Source organism: Dyella sp., assembly GCF_051962475.1.
GTDB lineage: Bacteria > Pseudomonadota > Gammaproteobacteria > Xanthomonadales > Rhodanobacteraceae > Dyella_A.
Window position 1 is genome coordinate 299,261 of the sequence record NZ_JBQCCF010000069.1, and the last position, 16,598, is coordinate 315,858.

The 16,598-nt window shown below is 68.2% G+C and carries 16 protein-coding genes; 9 read left to right on the top strand and 7 right to left on the bottom strand.

The features are described 5' to 3' along the window. Positions 1-73: 73 nt before the first annotated feature. The 5 genes from ACTHJF_RS16570 (at position 74) to ACTHJF_RS16590 (ending at position 4,270) form a co-directional block, all read left to right on the top strand. Positions 74-724 carry a ubiquinone biosynthesis accessory factor UbiJ gene (locus ACTHJF_RS16570; RefSeq protein ID WP_440268079.1) on the top strand — a complete coding sequence of 217 codons (651 nt, stop codon included), beginning with the start codon at positions 74-76 and terminating at the stop codon, positions 722-724. Then, the gene (ubiB, locus tag ACTHJF_RS16575; RefSeq protein WP_440268081.1) at positions 721-2,370 is read left to right on the top strand and encodes a ubiquinone biosynthesis regulatory protein kinase UbiB; all 1,650 of its coding nucleotides are present in this window, start codon (positions 721-723) and stop codon (positions 2,368-2,370) included. The genes ACTHJF_RS16570 and ubiB overlap by 4 nt, the downstream gene beginning before the upstream one ends. Before the next feature lie 107 nt (positions 2,371-2,477). After that, positions 2,478-3,179, top strand: a complete 702-nt coding sequence (locus ACTHJF_RS16580; protein WP_440268082.1) for a pseudouridine synthase — start codon at positions 2,478-2,480, stop codon at positions 3,177-3,179. Positions 3,180-3,254: 75 nt separating this feature from the next. After that, on the top strand, positions 3,255-3,677 hold the full coding sequence (arfB, locus tag ACTHJF_RS16585; RefSeq protein ID WP_440268083.1) for an alternative ribosome rescue aminoacyl-tRNA hydrolase ArfB: 423 nt from the start codon (positions 3,255-3,257) through the stop codon (positions 3,675-3,677). After that, positions 3,674-4,270 (top strand): 1-acyl-sn-glycerol-3-phosphate acyltransferase, encoded by a 597-nt coding sequence (locus tag ACTHJF_RS16590; protein WP_440268084.1) that lies wholly within the window; start codon positions 3,674-3,676, stop codon positions 4,268-4,270. The genes arfB and ACTHJF_RS16590 overlap by 4 nt, the downstream gene beginning before the upstream one ends. Positions 4,271-4,293: 23 nt before the next feature. On the opposite strand, the gene ACTHJF_RS16595 is transcribed toward ACTHJF_RS16590, so the two are convergent. Beyond that, positions 4,294-5,340 (bottom strand): LysR family transcriptional regulator, encoded by a 1,047-nt coding sequence (locus ACTHJF_RS16595; protein ID WP_440268085.1) that lies wholly within the window; start codon positions 5,338-5,340, stop codon positions 4,294-4,296. Between the two features lie 119 nt (positions 5,341-5,459). On the opposite strand from ACTHJF_RS16595, the gene aceB reads away from it, so the two are divergent. Beyond that, on the top strand, positions 5,460-7,055 hold the full coding sequence (aceB, locus tag ACTHJF_RS16600) for a malate synthase A (protein WP_440268086.1): 1,596 nt from the start codon (positions 5,460-5,462) through the stop codon (positions 7,053-7,055). Positions 7,056-7,100: 45 nt separating this feature from the next. After that, positions 7,101-8,393 (top strand): isocitrate lyase, encoded by a 1,293-nt coding sequence (gene aceA / locus ACTHJF_RS16605; protein WP_440268087.1) that lies wholly within the window; start codon positions 7,101-7,103, stop codon positions 8,391-8,393. Positions 8,394-8,511: 118 nt separating this feature from the next. Here aceA and ACTHJF_RS16610 read toward each other — a convergent pair whose 3' ends face one another. The 3 genes from ACTHJF_RS16610 to ACTHJF_RS16620 form a co-directional block, all read right to left on the bottom strand. Further along, on the bottom strand, positions 8,512-10,311 hold the full coding sequence (locus ACTHJF_RS16610; protein WP_440268088.1) for a cation:proton antiporter: 1,800 nt from the start codon (positions 10,309-10,311) through the stop codon (positions 8,512-8,514). Between the two features lie 241 nt (positions 10,312-10,552). Further along, the gene (locus ACTHJF_RS16615; RefSeq protein WP_440268089.1) at positions 10,553-12,049 is read right to left on the bottom strand and encodes a YifB family Mg chelatase-like AAA ATPase; all 1,497 of its coding nucleotides are present in this window, start codon (positions 12,047-12,049) and stop codon (positions 10,553-10,555) included. 147 nt (positions 12,050-12,196) lie between these two features. After that, positions 12,197-12,454 (bottom strand): accessory factor UbiK family protein, encoded by a 258-nt coding sequence (locus ACTHJF_RS16620; RefSeq protein ID WP_440268171.1) that lies wholly within the window; start codon positions 12,452-12,454, stop codon positions 12,197-12,199. Positions 12,455-12,641: 187 nt separating this feature from the next. Between ACTHJF_RS16620 and glnK the strand changes: the two genes are divergently transcribed. Then, entirely contained in the window at positions 12,642-12,980 is a 339-nt protein-coding gene (gene glnK / locus ACTHJF_RS16625; protein ID WP_431634821.1) for a P-II family nitrogen regulator, read from the top strand. On the opposite strand, the gene ACTHJF_RS16630 is transcribed toward glnK, so the two are convergent. Both ACTHJF_RS16630 and gpmA read right to left on the bottom strand, forming a co-directional pair. After that, entirely contained in the window at positions 12,977-13,516 is a 540-nt protein-coding gene (locus ACTHJF_RS16630) for a CcdC protein domain-containing protein (RefSeq protein WP_440268090.1), read from the bottom strand. The two genes, glnK and ACTHJF_RS16630, sit on opposite strands and share 4 nt — an antisense overlap. A gap of 112 nt (positions 13,517-13,628) precedes the next feature. Further along, a complete protein-coding gene (gpmA, locus tag ACTHJF_RS16635) occupies positions 13,629-14,372 on the bottom strand; it encodes a 2,3-diphosphoglycerate-dependent phosphoglycerate mutase (RefSeq protein WP_440268092.1) in 744 nt (247 codons plus the stop codon). A gap of 177 nt (positions 14,373-14,549) precedes the next feature. Between gpmA and ACTHJF_RS16640 the strand changes: the two genes are divergently transcribed. Continuing rightward, positions 14,550-15,203 (top strand): hypothetical protein, encoded by a 654-nt coding sequence (locus tag ACTHJF_RS16640; protein WP_440268093.1) that lies wholly within the window; start codon positions 14,550-14,552, stop codon positions 15,201-15,203. A 75-nt stretch (positions 15,204-15,278) separates the two neighbouring features. On the opposite strand, the gene hemF is transcribed toward ACTHJF_RS16640, so the two are convergent. Beyond that, a complete protein-coding gene (gene hemF / locus ACTHJF_RS16645) occupies positions 15,279-16,181 on the bottom strand; it encodes an oxygen-dependent coproporphyrinogen oxidase (protein WP_440268094.1) in 903 nt (300 codons plus the stop codon). Positions 16,182-16,598: the final 417 nt, after the last annotated feature.

Consider the following 16,598-nt stretch of genomic DNA (forward strand, 5'->3'; position numbering starts at 1 on the left):
CTACCCAGCCGGTGGCGGAAGCTTTGTCGCGCGTGGCTGCCGGGGCTCGGGTCGCGACCGCTACAATCGCCGGATGACCGCCTCCACTCCCAATGCCTGGCTGCCGCAGCCGCTGCGCAAGCTCGCCGGCCGTGCGCTGGAAAGCGCACTCAACCACACGCTCTCGCTCGATCCGGACACCCAGCACAAGCTCGGTGCGCTCGATGGCCGGCGCGTACAGCTGCACCTGCGCGGACCGGAGCTCGCGCTGGCGGTGACGGTGGAACAGGGCCAGCTGCGGGTAGGGCCGCCGGCCCACGACAGCCAGCTGCGCGTGGCCGCCTCGCCGGGCAGCCTGCTCGGCATGCTGCTGCGCCGCGGCGATGACGGCGTGGCGCCGGGCAAGGTGGAGATCGCCGGTGACGCCGATCTCGCGCGCCGGCTGGAGAAGCTGGCCAGCACCTTCGCGCCCGATTTTGAGGAGGCGTTTGCGCGCACCTTCGGCGACGTGCTTGGCGTGCCGCTGGCGCGCGCGATCCGCGCGGGGCTCGCCCATGCGAAGGACACCGCCACCCACCTCACCGAAGACGGCGCCGACTGGGTGCGTGACGAAGCCCAGCTGGTGATGGGACCGGGTGAAGTGGACGGCTTCCTCGACGGCGTGGACGCCTTGCGCGAGCGCAGCGAACGCCTGGAAGCGCGACTGGCCCGCTTGCAGCAGCGCCTGCAGGGCCGTGGCGCATGAGGTCGCTCACGGTGTTTCCGCGCCTGCTGCGGGTCGCTTCGGTGCTGCTGGCGTGGCGGTTGGACGAGATCGTCGAGACCGCGCACCTGTTTCGCCCGCTCAAGCTGGTGCGCCCGTTCTTCGGCACGCCGCGCCCCGATGTCGACACGCTCGCGCGCGGCGCCCGCCTGCGCGGCGCGATGACCGAGCTGGGGCCGATCTTCGTCAAGGCCGGCCAGGTGCTCTCCACCCGTCGCGACCTGATCCCCGCCGACATCGCCGACGAACTCGCCCTGCTGCAGGACCAGGTGCCGCCGTTCCCCGGCGCCGAGGCGCGCGCGATCGTCGAGCGCGAACTGAAGCAGCCGGTGACCACGCTGTTCGCCCGCTTCGACGAGGTTGCGCTGGCCTCCGCCTCGATCGCCCAGGTGCATGCCGCCACGCTGCACGACGGCCGCGAAGTGGTGGTCAAGGTGCTGCGCCCGGGCATCGCCCGGCGCATCGCCAACGACGTGGCGCTGCTGCGCTCGCTCGGCGAACTGGTGGATCGCTGGCATCCGAACGCCGACAAGATCCGCCCGCTGGAAGTGGTGGCCGAGGTCGAGAAGATGCTCGAGAACGAGCTCGACCTGCAGCGCGAAGGCGCCAGTGCCAGCCTGCTCAAGCGTAACTTCGCCAGCGGCGTGGACATGTACGTGCCCGCGGTGGAGTGGGACTACACCACCGAGGGTGTGCTCACGCTCGAGCGCGTATACGGCGTGAGCTGCGACGACGTGGCGGCGATCGACGCGGCCGGCATCGATCGCAAGGCGCTCGCCGTGAAGGGCGTGCGGGTGTTCTACGAGCAGGTGTTCCGCGACAATTTCTTCCACGCCGACGCGCACCCGGGCAACGTCTGGGTGGATCTTGCGCGCAAGGACGATCCGCGCTTCATCGCGCTGGATTTCGGCATCATGGGTTCGCTGCCGGAGGCCGACCAGTACTGGCTGGCGCAGAACTTCATCGCGCTGTTCGAGCGCGACTACCAGCGCATCGCCCAGCTGCACATCGACGCGGGCTGGATGCCGCCGCATCTGCGCGTGGACGAGCTGGCTGCTGCGGTGCGCACGGTGTGCGAGCCGTACTTCACCCGCCCGCTGTCGCAGATCTCGCTGGCCGAGCTGGTGGTGAAGCTGTTCCGCACCGCGCAGAAGTTCGAGCTCACGCTGCAGCCGCAACTGATCCTGCTGCAGAAGACCCTGCTCAACATCGAGGGCGTCGGGCGCATGCTTGATCCGGACATCGACATCTGGGCGGTGGCGCATCCGGTGCTCGAACGCATTTTGCGCGAGCGCTACAGCGTGCGCCGCACGCTGAAGGAAACGCGCAAGCGGCTGCCCGAATGGATCCACGCGGCACCGCAGCTGCCCGAGCTGGTACGCGATGCGCTCAAGCAGGCCGCCCGTGGCGAAGTGCGCAACGTGAGCGATCCGCTGGCCCTGCTGCAGCAGGTGGAGCTGGCCCGACGCCAGCAGCGCGTGCTCGGCGGCGCGCTGCTCGGCGGCAGCCTGCTGATCGTGGCCACCTTGCTGTGGACGCTGGCGCCGAAGCAAGGCGTGTGGCCACCGCTGGTCGCAGGCGCTGCCGGATTGCTCGCCTTCGCTATCACCTGGCCCCGCCGCCGCTGACCTCCGTGTAGGAGCCCGCTCGCGGGCGATGCTCGTTCGGTTCGGATGCACATCAAAGCCGAGAGCATCGCCCGCGAGCGGGCTCCTACGGCAACACCATGGATTGCATGATCGAGATACTCCACCAGGACGACGCGCTGATTGCGGTGAACAAGCCCGCGGGCCTGGCCGTGCACCGCTCGAAGATGGTCGGCAACGCGGAGGAATTCCTGATCGACCTGCTGCGCGAGCAGGTGGGCGGCAACGTGTACCTGGCGCACCGGCTCGATCGCGCCACCAGCGGCGTGCTGCTGATCGCCCGTTCCAGCGAAGTGGCCAGCGCGCTGGGCGAACAGTTCATGGGCCGCGATGTGCACAAGCAGTACCTCGCCGTGGTACGTGGCTGGCCGGAGCCGGTCGAAGCGCTGATCGACTACCCGCTGCCGGGTTCGCGCGAGACCGGTCCGCGGCGCGAGGCGCGCACGCGCTATCGCCGGCTGGCCACGGTGGAGGTGCCGATCGCGCTCGGCCGCTATCCGCAGCAGCGCTACGCGTTGGTGGAAGCCGAGCCGGAAACCGGGCGCTTCCGGCAGATCCGCAAGCACATGGCGCACATCCACCACCCTATCATCGGCGACTGCCAGCACGGCCGCGGCGACCACAATCGTCTGTACAAGCAGTACTTCGGCTGCCATCGCATGCTGCTCCACGCGCGGCGCATCACGCTACGCCACCCGGTGAGCGGGGCCCCGCTGGTGATCGAGGCGCCGCTGGACGAGGCGTTCAACGCGCTGCTCGCACGTTTCGGCTGGTCGATCGACGGACTTTGATCGCGCGTCTGGGCGCGCATGCGCATGACGCAGTGCGCCTTCGCCGGGCTGCGCCGGTCGCCTACACTGCGCGCCATGTTGACGATCAGCCGCACCCTCGCCATTCCCGACACCGAGCTGGTCGAGCGCTTCCTGCGCGCGGACGGTCCCGGCGGGCAGCATGTGAACCGTACCGAGAGCGCGGTGGAACTGCGTTTCGACGTGGCGCGATCACCGTCGCTGCCGGATGCCGTGCGAGAGCGCCTGCTGACCCGACGCGACCGCCGCCTCACCGACGACGGCGTGCTGGTGATCCAGGGCCGTCGCTTTCGCGATCAGGGCCGCAATCGCGACGACGTGCGCGAGCGGCTGGCCGAGATCATCCGCGGCGCGCTGGTGCCGCCGAAAAAGCGCGTGGCGACCAAGCCCACCCGCGCCTCGAAGGAGCGCCGCCTGGCGGGCAAGCAGCAGCGCAGCAAGATCAAGCAGGGCCGCGGCAAGCCGGGAGCGCACGAGTGAAGCGAGTGGTTCCGCCACTGCCGCCGCAGGCGCCGCGCATCCGCAACCGCTTCTGGCCCTGGTTTTGCCGCGGCCTGCTGCGGCTGGGCGGCTGGCAGCTCAAGGGCGAGCTTCCCGACCTGCCCAAGTTGATCGTGATCGGCGCGCCGCACTCGACCAACTGGGACGGCGTGTGGGGCCTGCTGATGAAGGTCGGGCTGGGGATCGACATCTCGATCATGATCAAGCGCGAGGTGTTGGCCAGCCCGCTCGGCATCATCCTGCGTCCGCTCGGGCTGATTCCGATCGATCGCGGCGCCGCCACCGACATCGTGCAGCAGATGGCCGCGCGCTTCGCCAGGCATGAGCGCATGTGGCTGGGCATCACGCCCGAAGGTACGCGCAAGCGGGTGACGCACTGGAAGAGCGGCTTTCTGCGCATCGCGCGAGCCGCGCACGTGCCGATCCTGCCGGTCTTCATCGACTACCCGAGCAAGAGTTTCACGTTGGGGGCGCCGGTATACCTGGGCGCGGACGAGCGTGACGAGGACGCCATGGCGCGCATCCGAGCGCTGTTCATGGGCTACCGCGGCAAGCATCACGACGTGGACTGAGGCGCCGCCCGCCCCGGCGCGGCTCAGCGCTCGGAGTGGCCCGACTCGTCGTAGTCGCGGTGGGTCAGCAGGCCCGGGCGGATCAGGTCGATGAAGGCGCGCGCCTCGGTGCTGAGGAACTTGCCCTTGCGCATCACCACCCCGTAGGCGCGCTGCGGGAAGTACTGCTTCATGTTGCGTACGGCCAGCCGCGAGCGGTCGGCCTCGGTGATGCAAATGCCGGTGACCACGGAGACGCCCAGCCCCATCGCCACGTATTCCTTGATCACGTCCCAGCCGCCCACCTCGATCGCCACGTGGTACGGCACCTGGCGCTGCTGGAACACCAGGTCGACCAGCCGGTAGGTGGACAGCCGCTGCGGTGGCAGGATCAGGCCGTAGGGCGAGAGGTCTTCCAGCGTCACGGTGGCCTTGGCCGCCAGCGGGTGGTCCGGCGGCATGATCAGCATCGGGTCGTAGTGGTAGATCGGCGCCCAGGCGATGTCGTTGGGCACGTCGAGCATGGAGCCCACGGCGAAGTCGGCCTTGTCTTCGCGCAGCATGGCCATGCCGTCCTTGCCGGTGACGTTGGCCAGCTGCAGTTGCACGGCCGGATAGCGCTCGCGGTAGCGGCGCACCAGCTCCGGCAGCAGGTACTGGATGGTCGAGGTGCCCGCCGCGATCACCAGCTTGCCGGCCTGCAAGCCCTTCACCTTGGCCTGGAAGTCTCGGTCTAGGTTTTCCCAGCCCTCCACCAGCGGGCGCGCCAGTTCGTACAGCGCCTCGCCGGCGTCGGTGAGGTTGATGCGGCGGCGACTGCGCTCCATCAATGTCACCCCCAGCTCCCGCTCCAGTGCCTGCAGTTGCAGGCTGACCGATGGCTGGGACAGGAACAGCGCCTCGGCGGCGCGCGTCAGCGTGCCGAGTTTCACCGTGGCCACGAACGCCCGCAGCTGCTTCTGGCGGCTGCCCTTGTAGTAGAACCGCGCTGGATCGGCCGGCGCACCCGCGACGCTTTTGCGGCGACGCAGCACATTCGGTGCGGCTTTCTTCGGCTTTTTTTCAGCATTGTGATGGACTTTAGCGGCCATAAAATCAAAGCTTTGTCTTATGCATTGATTTAGACAATAGCAAAAATTGAAACATTTGCTTTGTCAAAGCTATTTTCGAAGGCCTAGTTTGGAGCTCCACCCGAGGCGGAGCGAACACCATGGCCGTACCCCAGCAACGTCTGCCGATCGTGCAGGTCCGGATCCAGGCCGATACCCGCGGCTACGAAGCCATCCTGACGCCCGAGGCGCTGGGTTTTCTGGCGCGCCTGCATCGATTTGCCGAGCCGCGCCGCCAGCAGCTGCTGCAGGCCCGCCGCGATCGTCAGGCTCGTTACGACGCCGGCGCGCTGCCGAACTTCCGCGCCGACACCGTCGCCGTCCGTGAGGGCAACTGGCGTGTGGCGCCTATTCCCGCCGCGCTGCAGGACCGCCGGGTGGAGATCACCGGGCCGGTCGAGCGCAAGATGATCATCAATGCGCTGAACTCCGGTGCGAAGGTGTTCATGGCCGATTTCGAGGATTCCTCGGCGCCGAGCTTCCGCAACCAGCTCGATGGCCAGATCAACCTGCGCGACGCCGCGAATGGCTCGATCGCCTATACCTCGCCCGAGGGCAAGCGCTACCAGCTGGCGGAGCAGACCGCCGTGCTGGTGGTGCGCCCGCGCGGCTGGCACCTGCCCGAGCGGCATGTGTTGGTGGACGGCGAAGTGATGGCCGGCGCGCTGGTCGACTTCGGCCTGTTCGCCTTCCACAACGCGCATCTGCTGCACGCGATGCAACGCGGCCCGTACTTCTACCTGCCCAAGCTCGAGGCGATGGAAGAAGCGGCGCTGTGGGATGACGTGATGTCGCTGGCCGAGAACGAGCTGGACCTGCCGGTCGGCAGCATGAAGGCCACCGTGCTGATCGAGACGCTGCCGGCGGTGTTCCAGATGCACGAAATCCTGCACGCGCTGCGTCGTCGCGCGGTGGGCCTCAACTGCGGCCGCTGGGACTACATCTTCTCTTACCTCAAGACCCTGCGCGGCCACCGCGACCGGCTGCTGCCCGAGCGCGGCCAGGTGCAGATGACGGTGCCGTTCCTGAAGGCGTATTCGGAGCTCTTGATCCAGACCTGCCATCGCCGCGGCGCCTTCGCGATGGGCGGCATGGCCGCGCAGATTCCGATCAAGGGCGACGAGTCCGCCAACGAGGCGGCGATGGCCAAGGTGCGCGCCGACAAGCTGCGCGAGGTGCAGGCCGGCCACGACGGCACCTGGGTGGCGCACCCGGCGCTGGTACCGGTGGCGCAGGCGATCTTCGACGAACACATGCCCGCGCCGAACCAGCTCGAGCGGCTGCGCGAGGACGTCTGCGTGACACGCGAGCAACTGCTCGCTCCGTGCGCCGGCTCGATCAGCCGCGCCGGCTTCGACAACAACGTGGAAGTGGCGCTGCGCTACACCGCCGCATGGCTCGACGGGCTGGGCTGCGTGCCGATCCATCACCTGATGGAGGACGCCGCCACCGCCGAGATCGCCCGCGCCCAGCTGTGGCAGTGGCTGCACCACGGCGGCGTGGAGTTCACCGACCACGCGCCGATCGACTTCGCGCTGTTCGACCAAGCACTGGCCGCCCACACACACAAGTTGCGCGACAGCCTGCACCCCGGTGCGGCCAAGGCCGATGCCGCCGCTGCCCTGCTGTCGGCACTCACCCACGACGACCAGCTCGCCGACTTCCTCACCCTGCCCGCCTACCAGCAGCTCGCCTGAGCTGCGCCCCACGCTAACGCCTTTGCGTTTCCACGGAGCCGAATCATGAAGAACATCCTGCCCACCGCCGACCAGCTCACCTTGGAGTGGAGCAACAATCCTCGCTGGAACGGGATCCAGCGCAACTACAGCGCCGAGGACGTGGTGCGCCTGCGGGGCACCGTCGGCGTCGAGCACACGCTGGCCAGGCACGGTGCCGAGCGGTTGTGGAAGTCGCTGCACAAGGAGGATTTCGTCAATGCGCTGGGTGCGCTCACCGGCAACCAGGCGATGCAGCAGGTGAAGGCCGGGCTGCAGGCGATCTATCTCTCGGGCTGGCAGGTCGCCGCCGATGCCAACGTGGCCGGCGAGATGTACCCGGATCAGTCGCTGTACCCGGCCAACTCGGTGCCGCTGGTGGTCAAGCGGATCAACAACACGCTGCTGCGCGCGGACCAGCTGCACCACGCCGAGGGTAACGACAGCACCGACTGGCTGGTGCCGATCGTGGCCGATGCCGAGGCCGGCTTCGGCGGCGTGCTCAACGCATTCGAGCTGATGAAGGCGATGATCGAGGCCGGCGCCGCCGGCGTGCATTTCGAGGACCAGCTCGCCTCGGTGAAGAAGTGCGGCCACATGGGCGGCAAGGTGCTGGTGCCGACCCGCGAGGCGGTCGACAAGCTCAACGCCGCGCGGCTGGCTGCCGACGTGATGGGCGTGCCGACGCTGATCGTCGCGCGCACCGATGCGGACGCCGCCGACCTGCTCACCTCGGACATCGACCCGAACGACCAGCCGTTCATCACCGGCGAGCGCACCGTCGAAGGCTTCTTCCGCGTCAAGCCGGGCCTGGACCAGGCGATCAGCCGCGGCCTCGCCTACGCGCCGTACGCCGACCTGATCTGGTGCGAAACCAGCAAGCCGAACCTCGAGGATGCACGCAAGTTTGCCGACGCGATCCATGCGAAGTTCCCCGGCAAGCTGCTGGCCTACAACTGCTCGCCCAGCTTCAACTGGAGGAAGAACCTGGACGACGCCACCATCGCCAAGTTCCAGAAGGAGCTGGGTGCGATGGGCTACAAGTTCCAGTTCATCACGCTGGCCGGCTTCCACAGCCTCAACTACGGCATGTTCGATCTGGCCCACGGCTACGCACGCTGCCAGATGAGCGCCTTCGTCGAGCTGCAGGAGAAGGAGTTCGCCGCCGCCGAGCGCGGGTTCACCGCGGTGAAGCACCAGCGCGAGGTCGGCACCGGCTACTTCGACCAGGTGACCCAGGCGATCCAGCAGGGCCAATCCTCGACCACGGCGTTGACGGGTTCGACCGAGGAAGCGCAGTTCCATCACGCGGCGGCGTGATCGGCGGGGGCGTGATGTCGCGACATCACGCCCTTGCAGGCGCGGTCGGCGGTGCGGTCCTACATCGCGGACCGTGCGGACATTGTTCGTCGATCCTAACCGCGTCTCGAGGCCGGACTCAGGAGCGTGGCTCGTCCCGCGGCGGCGGCACCAGCGCGATCACCAGCCAACCCGGCCGCGGTTCCAGCTCGCGCTTGGTCGACGCCACCCGCAGCGCGCCCTTCTCTTCCACGCCGAACAGCAGGATCGAAGGCGAGCCGTACTGTTCGATGAAGTGCGGCCAGTCGAAGGTGGCCGTGAGGCGGGTGGACTTGATTCGCCAGCCCTGCGCGAGCAGATCGGCGAAGCGGCCGTGGGTCATCGCCTCGTCGAACAACGGCGGCGCCAGCAGGCTGTCGGCCAGCGCGGCGCGGTCGGTGGTCTGCTCCGGTCCCAGGTTGCGCAGCCGATAGACTCTTCCGCGACCGAATTCCTCGCGGTAGTGCAGGCACGCCAGCGAGTTGCGCTCGCGATGAGTGGACATCGCCAGCAGGCGGCCAATGCCGGTGAGGTCGAGGTGTCGCTCGGCATGGTTTGAAGCCGGATTGCCGAAGAAGGTCGGCAGACCGTCCATGCGCGCTAGGCGGATACCGTCCCAGTCATCATCGGCGAGCAGCACGGGAATCCCCGCGTCATGCAGCGCCTTGGCCACCGCGCGCGGCACCGTGCCCGAGCCGAACACCAGCACGCCGCGCGGCTCCGGCTCGGCCACCTTCAGCCAGCGCGCCAGCGGGCGCGCCGTCGCGCTCTGCAGCACCACGGTACCGATGATCAGGATGAACACCAGCGGGACCAGCGCCTCCGCTCCGGCCAGTCCCAGCGCACTGAGCCGCAGCGCGAACAGCGCCGAGACCGCCGCCGCCACGATGCCGCGCGGCGCCACCCAGGCAATCAGCGCACGCTCACGCCAGGTGAGAGAACTGCCGGCGGTGGCCAGCGCCACCGTCAAGGGGCGGATCAGCAGTTGCGATACCAGCAGGATCCCGATACCCGCCATCAGCATGCCGGGCGGCAAAGGCCACGCCAGGCGCGCCGCGAGCAGGATGAACAGGCTCGACACCAGCAGCGTGGTGAGGTGCTCCTTGAAGTCGAGAATGTCGTCCACGTGCACGCCGCGCATGTTGCCCAGCGCGATGCCCATGACAGTGACGGCGAGCAGGCCCGACTCGTGGGCCACCGCGTTCGACAGGCTGAAGGTCAGCAGCACCGCCGCCAGGGTGCCGAAGTTCTGCAGGTACTCGGGAATCATCTGCCGCCGCAGCAGGCTGGCCAGCACCCACGCCGCCACCGCCCCGGCCAGCGCACCACAGAGGATGGTGCCGACGAAGACGCCAATCGTATGCCCCTGCTGGCGCGAGACGATCGCCTCGTAGATCAACACGGCGAACAGCGCACCGAGCGGATCGATCACGATCCCTTCCCAGCGCAGGGTGTTGGCGATGCGGGCATTCGGCCGCAGCGTGCGCAGCATCGGCGCGATCACCGTCGGCCCGGTGACGCAGGTGAGCGCACCGAACAGCAGCGCCACGTCCCAGGTCAGGCCGGCCAGCAGATGCGCCGCCGCCGCCAACATCAACAGGCCGGCCACCGCGCCGTAGCTCACCAGGCCGCGCACCGCCCGGCCGATCTCGCGCAACTCGCCGAACCGCAGGCTCAGGCTGCCCTCGAACAGGATCAACGCCACCGACAGCGACACCATGGGAAACAGCAGCGGGCCCAACAGGCGATCCGGCTGCACCAGCCCGGTGACCGGCCCCAGCGCGATCCCGGCGATCAGCAGGAACAGGATCGCCGGCAACTTCACCCGCCAAGCCAGCCACTGCGACGCGAACCCGATGCCAAGCAGGGCGGTCAGCAGGAGTCCAAGCTCAAGATGCATGCATGCTCCGGGTACGAGGTTCGCAGGCCATCGGAGCACGCGCACGAAGGCGCGTCCAGCCGGGGATGCCGGGACGCGCAACATGGTGAAACGGGGGAAAAGGTGGCCCCGGCATCGGAGGGAGGGAGGGGGAGCCGATGCCGGGGCGCGGGGTCGGGACATTTGCGAACCGACGGGTGCAGATAATACCGGCCGGCGCGGGCAAGTCAATACTGATCGGTACACAAAATGTCGCAGGGCCTCAGAACCGCCGATATTGCAGGGCCTCAGCCAGATGGGCGCGGTCCAGCAGGCCTGCGCCGCCGTCCAGGTCAGCGATGGTGCGCGCAACCCGCAAGGTGCGGTGATAGGCGCGGGCAGACAGGCCAAGACGCTCGAGCGCGGCCTCGAACCAGCGCCGCTCGGCCGGTCCGAGCGCGCAGTCGCGCTCGAGCTCGCGGGTGCTGATTTCGGCGTTGGGGCGCCCCGCCCGCTGCAAGGCGTAATCGCGGGCGCGGATCACTCGCCGCCGGACCGTGGCCGAATCCTCGTCATGCTCGCTGCGCGGCGCGCCCAGCTCGGCCAGCGGCACGCGCGGCACTTCCGCGCTGAGGTCGATACGGTCGAGCAGTGGCCCGGAGATGCGCGCGCGGTAGCGCTGCATCTGGTCCGGCGTGCATTGGCAACGCTGGCGGGGGTCGCCGGCATAGCCGCAGGGGCAGGGATTCATCGCCGCCACCAGCTGGAACTGGGCCGGGAAACTGGACTGTCGCGCGGCGCGGGAGATCATGATCTGTCCCGATTCCAACGGTTCACGCAGCACGTCGAGCACGTGGCGGCTGAATTCGGGCAGCTCGTCGAGGAACAACACGCCATTGTGCGCCAGCGAGATTTCCCCCGGTCGCGGATAGGAGCCGCCGCCAACCAGGGCCACCGCGGAGGCGGTGTGGTGCGGGGCACGGAACGGCCGATGGCGCCACTGCGCCGGATCGACCGGCTGCCCGGTCACCGAGAGCACCGCGCAGGTTTCCAGCGCCTCGGCCTCGCTCAGCGGCGGCAGGATGCCCGGCAGGCGCTCGGCCAGCATGGTCTTGCCGGTGCCCGGCGGCCCGACCATCAGCAGGTGGTGGCCGCCGACGGCGGCAATCTCGAGGGCGCGACGCGCCTGCAGTTGGCCGCGTACGTCGCTCATGTCCGGGAACGATCGCGCCTCGCCCTCGCTGCAACGCCCGGGCGCCGCGAGCGGCGAGGCATTGTGCAACCAGCCGCAGACTTCAGCGAGGCTGTCGGCCACCAGCACGTCGACGTCCGACACCAGGGCAGCCTCCGCTGCGTTCGCCCTTGGCACGACTACGCGACGCCCGCGCGCGCGCGCGCGCAGCAGCGCCGGCAGCACGCCGGAAACGCCACGGATGGCGCCGGACAGCGCCAGCTCACCGAGGAATTCGCAGTCGTCGAGCTTTTCTCGCGGCACCTGACCACCTGCAGCCAGGATGCCCAGCGCAATGGCCAAGTCGAATCGGCCGCCGTCCTTGGGCAGCTCGGCCGGAGCCAGATTCACCGTGACCTTGCGGTCCGGATAACTGAAAGCGGTGTTCTGGATAGCCACGCGGACGCGATCGCGCGCCTCGCGCACGGCCGCCTCGGGCAAGCCGACGATATTGGTGCCGGGCAGGCCGCCGGACAGGTGAACTTCCACCATCACCTGCGGCGCGGTCACCCCTTCCTGAGCGCGGCTGAGCGTGACGGCCAGGCTCATGGACGGGGCGGGCAGCCGATGGGGAGACGGCCGCGGAGAAACGCACTCATGCAGCAGCTCCGGTCAATGGGGCAAAAATAACCGCCCCCGACCATTCTCGGGGTGAGGTGACAGGTCGGGGGCGGCTCCCGGGAGACGGTCTACAGCTTAGGAACCGCGAGCAGCGGCCATCGTCTCCAGATCGGCGATGCGCTTTTCCAGCTCATCAACCCTGGCGCGAGTACGCGCCAAAAGCTGTGTCTGGACATCGAACTCTTCGCGGGTGACCAGATCAAGGCGGCGCAATCCGTGCGCCAGGACATCGTGAAAGTTGGTTCGCAAATCCTGATGCGCTTGAGCCAATCCTGGCGGCACCAACGAAACAAGTCGCAGGGCAAGTTGATCGATATCCTGCCTATCCATCATGGATAGCACCTCGAACTCGTCGAACTGAAGTTTAGATAAACGCGCTTTGTGACCGCCATCGGTGGGCTCCGCCATGGGTTGTAGGAATTGTCCTACACGAGGGGGGCGAGGCGACAGCGAAGCCGCGACAGCGCAAAATGCCGGTTCCACGTCGGCCATCAGCCGACGTCCACGACGAGGAGCCCCCATGAAGCTGGTATCGGCGGTCATCAAGCCGTTCAAACTGGACGATGTGCGCGAAGCGCTGGCCGAGGCCGGCGTGCAGGGCATCACGGTGACCGAGGTGAAGGGCTTTGGCCGGCAGAAGGGGCACACCGAGCTCTATCGCGGCGCGGAATACGTGGTGGACTTCCTGCCCAAGATCAAGCTGGAAGTGGCGGTGGCCGACGATCAGCTCGAACGCGTGGTGGACGCGATCCAGAACGCCGCCCGCACCGGCAAGATCGGCGACGGCAAGATCTTCGTCAGCCCATTGGATCAGGTGATCCGCATCCGTACCGGCGAACTGGACAACGACGCGCTTTAGGCGCCGTCACCCGGCGCGGCCTGCGCCCGCTCGAAGCGGCGGTGATGCACCAGCAGGCCGCTGAAGTAGGCCACGTAATAGCCCACCAGCAGGCCGAACACGAGCATGGTGAGCGGGCTGTAACCAAGTGCAGGAGCCCCTGAGATGCCGGGTTCTACGGCAGTCATCTGCGGCATCACCACGGCAAAGCGCCACGCCAGCCGACCGACCAGCAACGCCGTGAGCACGGCGCCGATCCATGGATTGGGGATGTAGCCGTCGCCGCCGTCCGTGCGCCGTTCGAAGCGGGTGAGGCGCAGGCCCAGCATGCCGAGCACGATGCCCACCACCACACCACCGAGCAAGCCTTCGAGCAGCGGCGGGTGCCGCAGGCCGAACAGCGCCATCAAGACGCCCAGCAGCGCGAAGATCGCGATACGGACCAGCATGCGCCCGCGCCGGATCGGCTGACGCCCGAACTGGCTGCGCACGCGGCGCCAGACCAGCAGCCCCATGACCGGAACCATCACGGCGAGTGAAGCGAGGTGCGGTGTCATGACGTGGAATCCCCTCCGTTTGAAGGCGTCAGGCTAACGCCCCTCGGCGCGACCGTGCAGGGCCGGCTGCCAGGCATCGCAGGTGACGGCTGTCACCCGGCCCGCCGAAATGTCACTTCGCCTTGCCCTGGTTGGCCACCGCGGCCATCTTGGCGGCGATCGCCTCGGCATCGCCCAGGTACTCGCGGCGGATCGGCTTGAGCTCTGCGTCGAACTCGTAGACCAGCGGAATGCCGTTGGGGATGTTGAGCTCGACGATGTCCTCGTCGGAAATGCCGTCCAGGTACTTCACCAGCGCGCGCATCGAGTTGCCGTGCGCCACCACCAGCACGCGCTGGCCGCTGCGAATGGCCGGCGCCAGCACCTCGTGCCAGTACGGCAGCACGCGGGCGACGGTGTCCTTGAGGCATTCGGTGTCCGGAATCTGTGCCGGGTCCAGGCCTGCATAGCGCGGATCGTGCAACGCCTCGTTGGCGCTGCGCTCCAGCGGCGGCGGCGGCGTGTCGTAACTGCGACGCCAGATCTTCACCTGATCCTCGCCGTACCTGGCAGCGGTCTCGGCCTTGTTGAGGCCGGTCAGTGCGCCGTAGTGGCGCTCGTTGAGGCGCCAGTCGGTGAGCACCGGGATCCACATCTGATCCAGCGCTTCCTGCACGCCCCACAGCGTGCGCACGCAGCGCTTGAGCACCGAGGTGTGCGCCACGTCGAACTGGTAGCCAGCCTGCTTCAGCGCCGCGCCAGCCTCCTTTGCCTCGGCGATGCCCTGCACGGTGAGGTCGATGTCGGCCCAACCGCTGAAGCGGTTGTCGAGGTTCCACTGGGACTGGCCGTGGCGGATCAGGACGAGCTTGTGCATGGGATGGCAGCGCAGGAGGAAAGCGAAAATGGTGAATGGCGCCGGGCCGGGCGTCAAATCGCACCGTGCCGGAGGTCACGTAAACCGTCGCCGTCCCGGCCGCATCTATGGTGGCGTTGTGTCCCTCGCGGCCGGCCGCCGATGCGTCCGCCGCCACGCCATGCCAAGGAGATTCCCATGCGCCGCACCGTGCTCGCTTTCGCTCTGATCCTCGCCATCCACCCATTGGCCGCCGCCGCGCAGGACGACATCGACAAGGTCAACGGCTCGGTCCATGTCGAAGCCGGCCAGCAGGTGGGCGATGCCAGCACCGTCAACGGCGCGGTGCATGTGGAAGACGGCGCCAGCGTACGCAAGGCGAGCACGGTCAACGGCGCGGTGGAACTGGGCGACAAGGCGCAGGCCCGCGAGATCGGCACGGTGAACGGCGCCGTGTCGCTGGGCGAGGGCGCCCGCGTCAGCGGCAAGGTGGAGGCCGTGAACGGCGGCATCCGGCTCGACCGGGGCGCCGAGATCGGCGGTCGCGCCTCCAACGTCAACGGGGCGATCACGCTCGACGCCGCGCACGTGGCCGGCGGACTGGGCACGGTGGGCGGAGACATCACCGTCGGCGCCAACTCGCGGGTCGAGGGCGGCATCCTGGTGGACAAGCCCGGCGGCTGGTTCCACTGGGGTCAGCAGCGGCCGCCGCACGTGGTGATCGGGCCGCACGCTGTGGTGCAGGGCACGCTGGAGTTTCGTCGCGAAGTGGTGCTCGAGGTCAGCGACAGCGCGCAGATCGGTCCGGTGAAGGGCGCCACGCCGATCACGTTCCACGGCGACACCCCGTAGCCACCCTTAGGAGCGCGCCCTGTACGCGAAGGCTCTCGGTCACGTGACCAAGAGCGTCGTGCACAGGGTGCGCTCCTACAGCCAGTCGCGCGGCACCAGATACTCGGCCAGGCGCGCCTCGGCGCTGCCAGGCTCGGGCGTATAGCCGTATTCGAAACGCACGCGCGGCGGCAGGCTCATCAGGATCGACTCGGTGCGCCCACCCGACTGCAGCCCGAACAGCGTGCCGCGATCCCACACCAGGTTGAACTCCACGTAGCGGCCGCGCCGGTAAAGCTGGAACTCGCGCTCGCGCTCGCCGTAAGGCGTGTCCCGACGGCGCTCGACGATCGGCAGGTAGGCATCGAGGAAGCCCTGCCCCACCGCCTGCGTCAGTGCGAAGCAGCGCTCAAAGCCGCCCTCGTTGAGATCGTCGTAGAACAGGCCACCCACACCGCGCGTCTCGCCACGGTGCTTCAGGTAGAAATACTCGTCACACCAGCGCTTGTAGCGGGTGTAGATGTCGTCACCGAACGGCGCGCAGAGATCGTGCGCCACGCGATGCCAATGCACCACGTCCTCGTCCACCGGATAGAACGGGGTGAGGTCGAAGCCGCCGCCGAACCACCACACCGGCTCCACGCCCTCCTTGCTCGCCTCGAAGTAGCGCACGTTGGCGTGGGTGGTCGGCACGTGCGGGTTGCGCGGATGCAGCACCAGCGACACGCCGGTAGCGACGAAGCTGCCGCCAGCCAGCTCCGGCCGGTGTGCGGTGGCGCTCGGTGGCAGCGTGTGGCCCGAGACGCGGGAGAAATTCACCCCGGCCTGTTCGAACACCGCGCCCTCGCGCAGCACCCGGGTGCGGCCACCGCCGCCGGCCTCGCGCGTCCACGCGTCCTCGACGAAACGCGCGCCGCCATCGGCTTGCTCGACGGCGCTGCAGATGCGGTCCTGCAGTTCGCGCAGGAAGGATTCGGCCTGGTCGGCTTGCTGGCTCATCGGTGATCGGCTGCGGAAAAGGGCCGCCAAGCTTAGCAAGCACCCCCGCGCCGACGCTGCGGTGCGTCGGCGCGGGGCGCCGGCAACAAATTGCGGTGGCGGAGATAAACTCGAGATTGCGGCCGATATAGCCTGACAGGAATTTCATCCAGCCCATGTAGTTGCTGTGGATCAGGCGGGTGCCGTCGCGCTTGACCTCGTACTTGAGGTTGGTGCTGTCGACATAGCGGATCTGCACCTTCTCCACGCTGTAATCCACGCGGATCTTGGCGACCCATTCGTCGCGACTGAGGCTGGCGCTGACGCTGCCGTCCTGCTGACCGGTCACCGTCCAGCCACGGCCGGTCAGGGCCGCCTTCACCGCCTTGCCCACCTGCACGGCGTTGAGGCCCGAGGGAACGCTGATCGGTGGCGGAT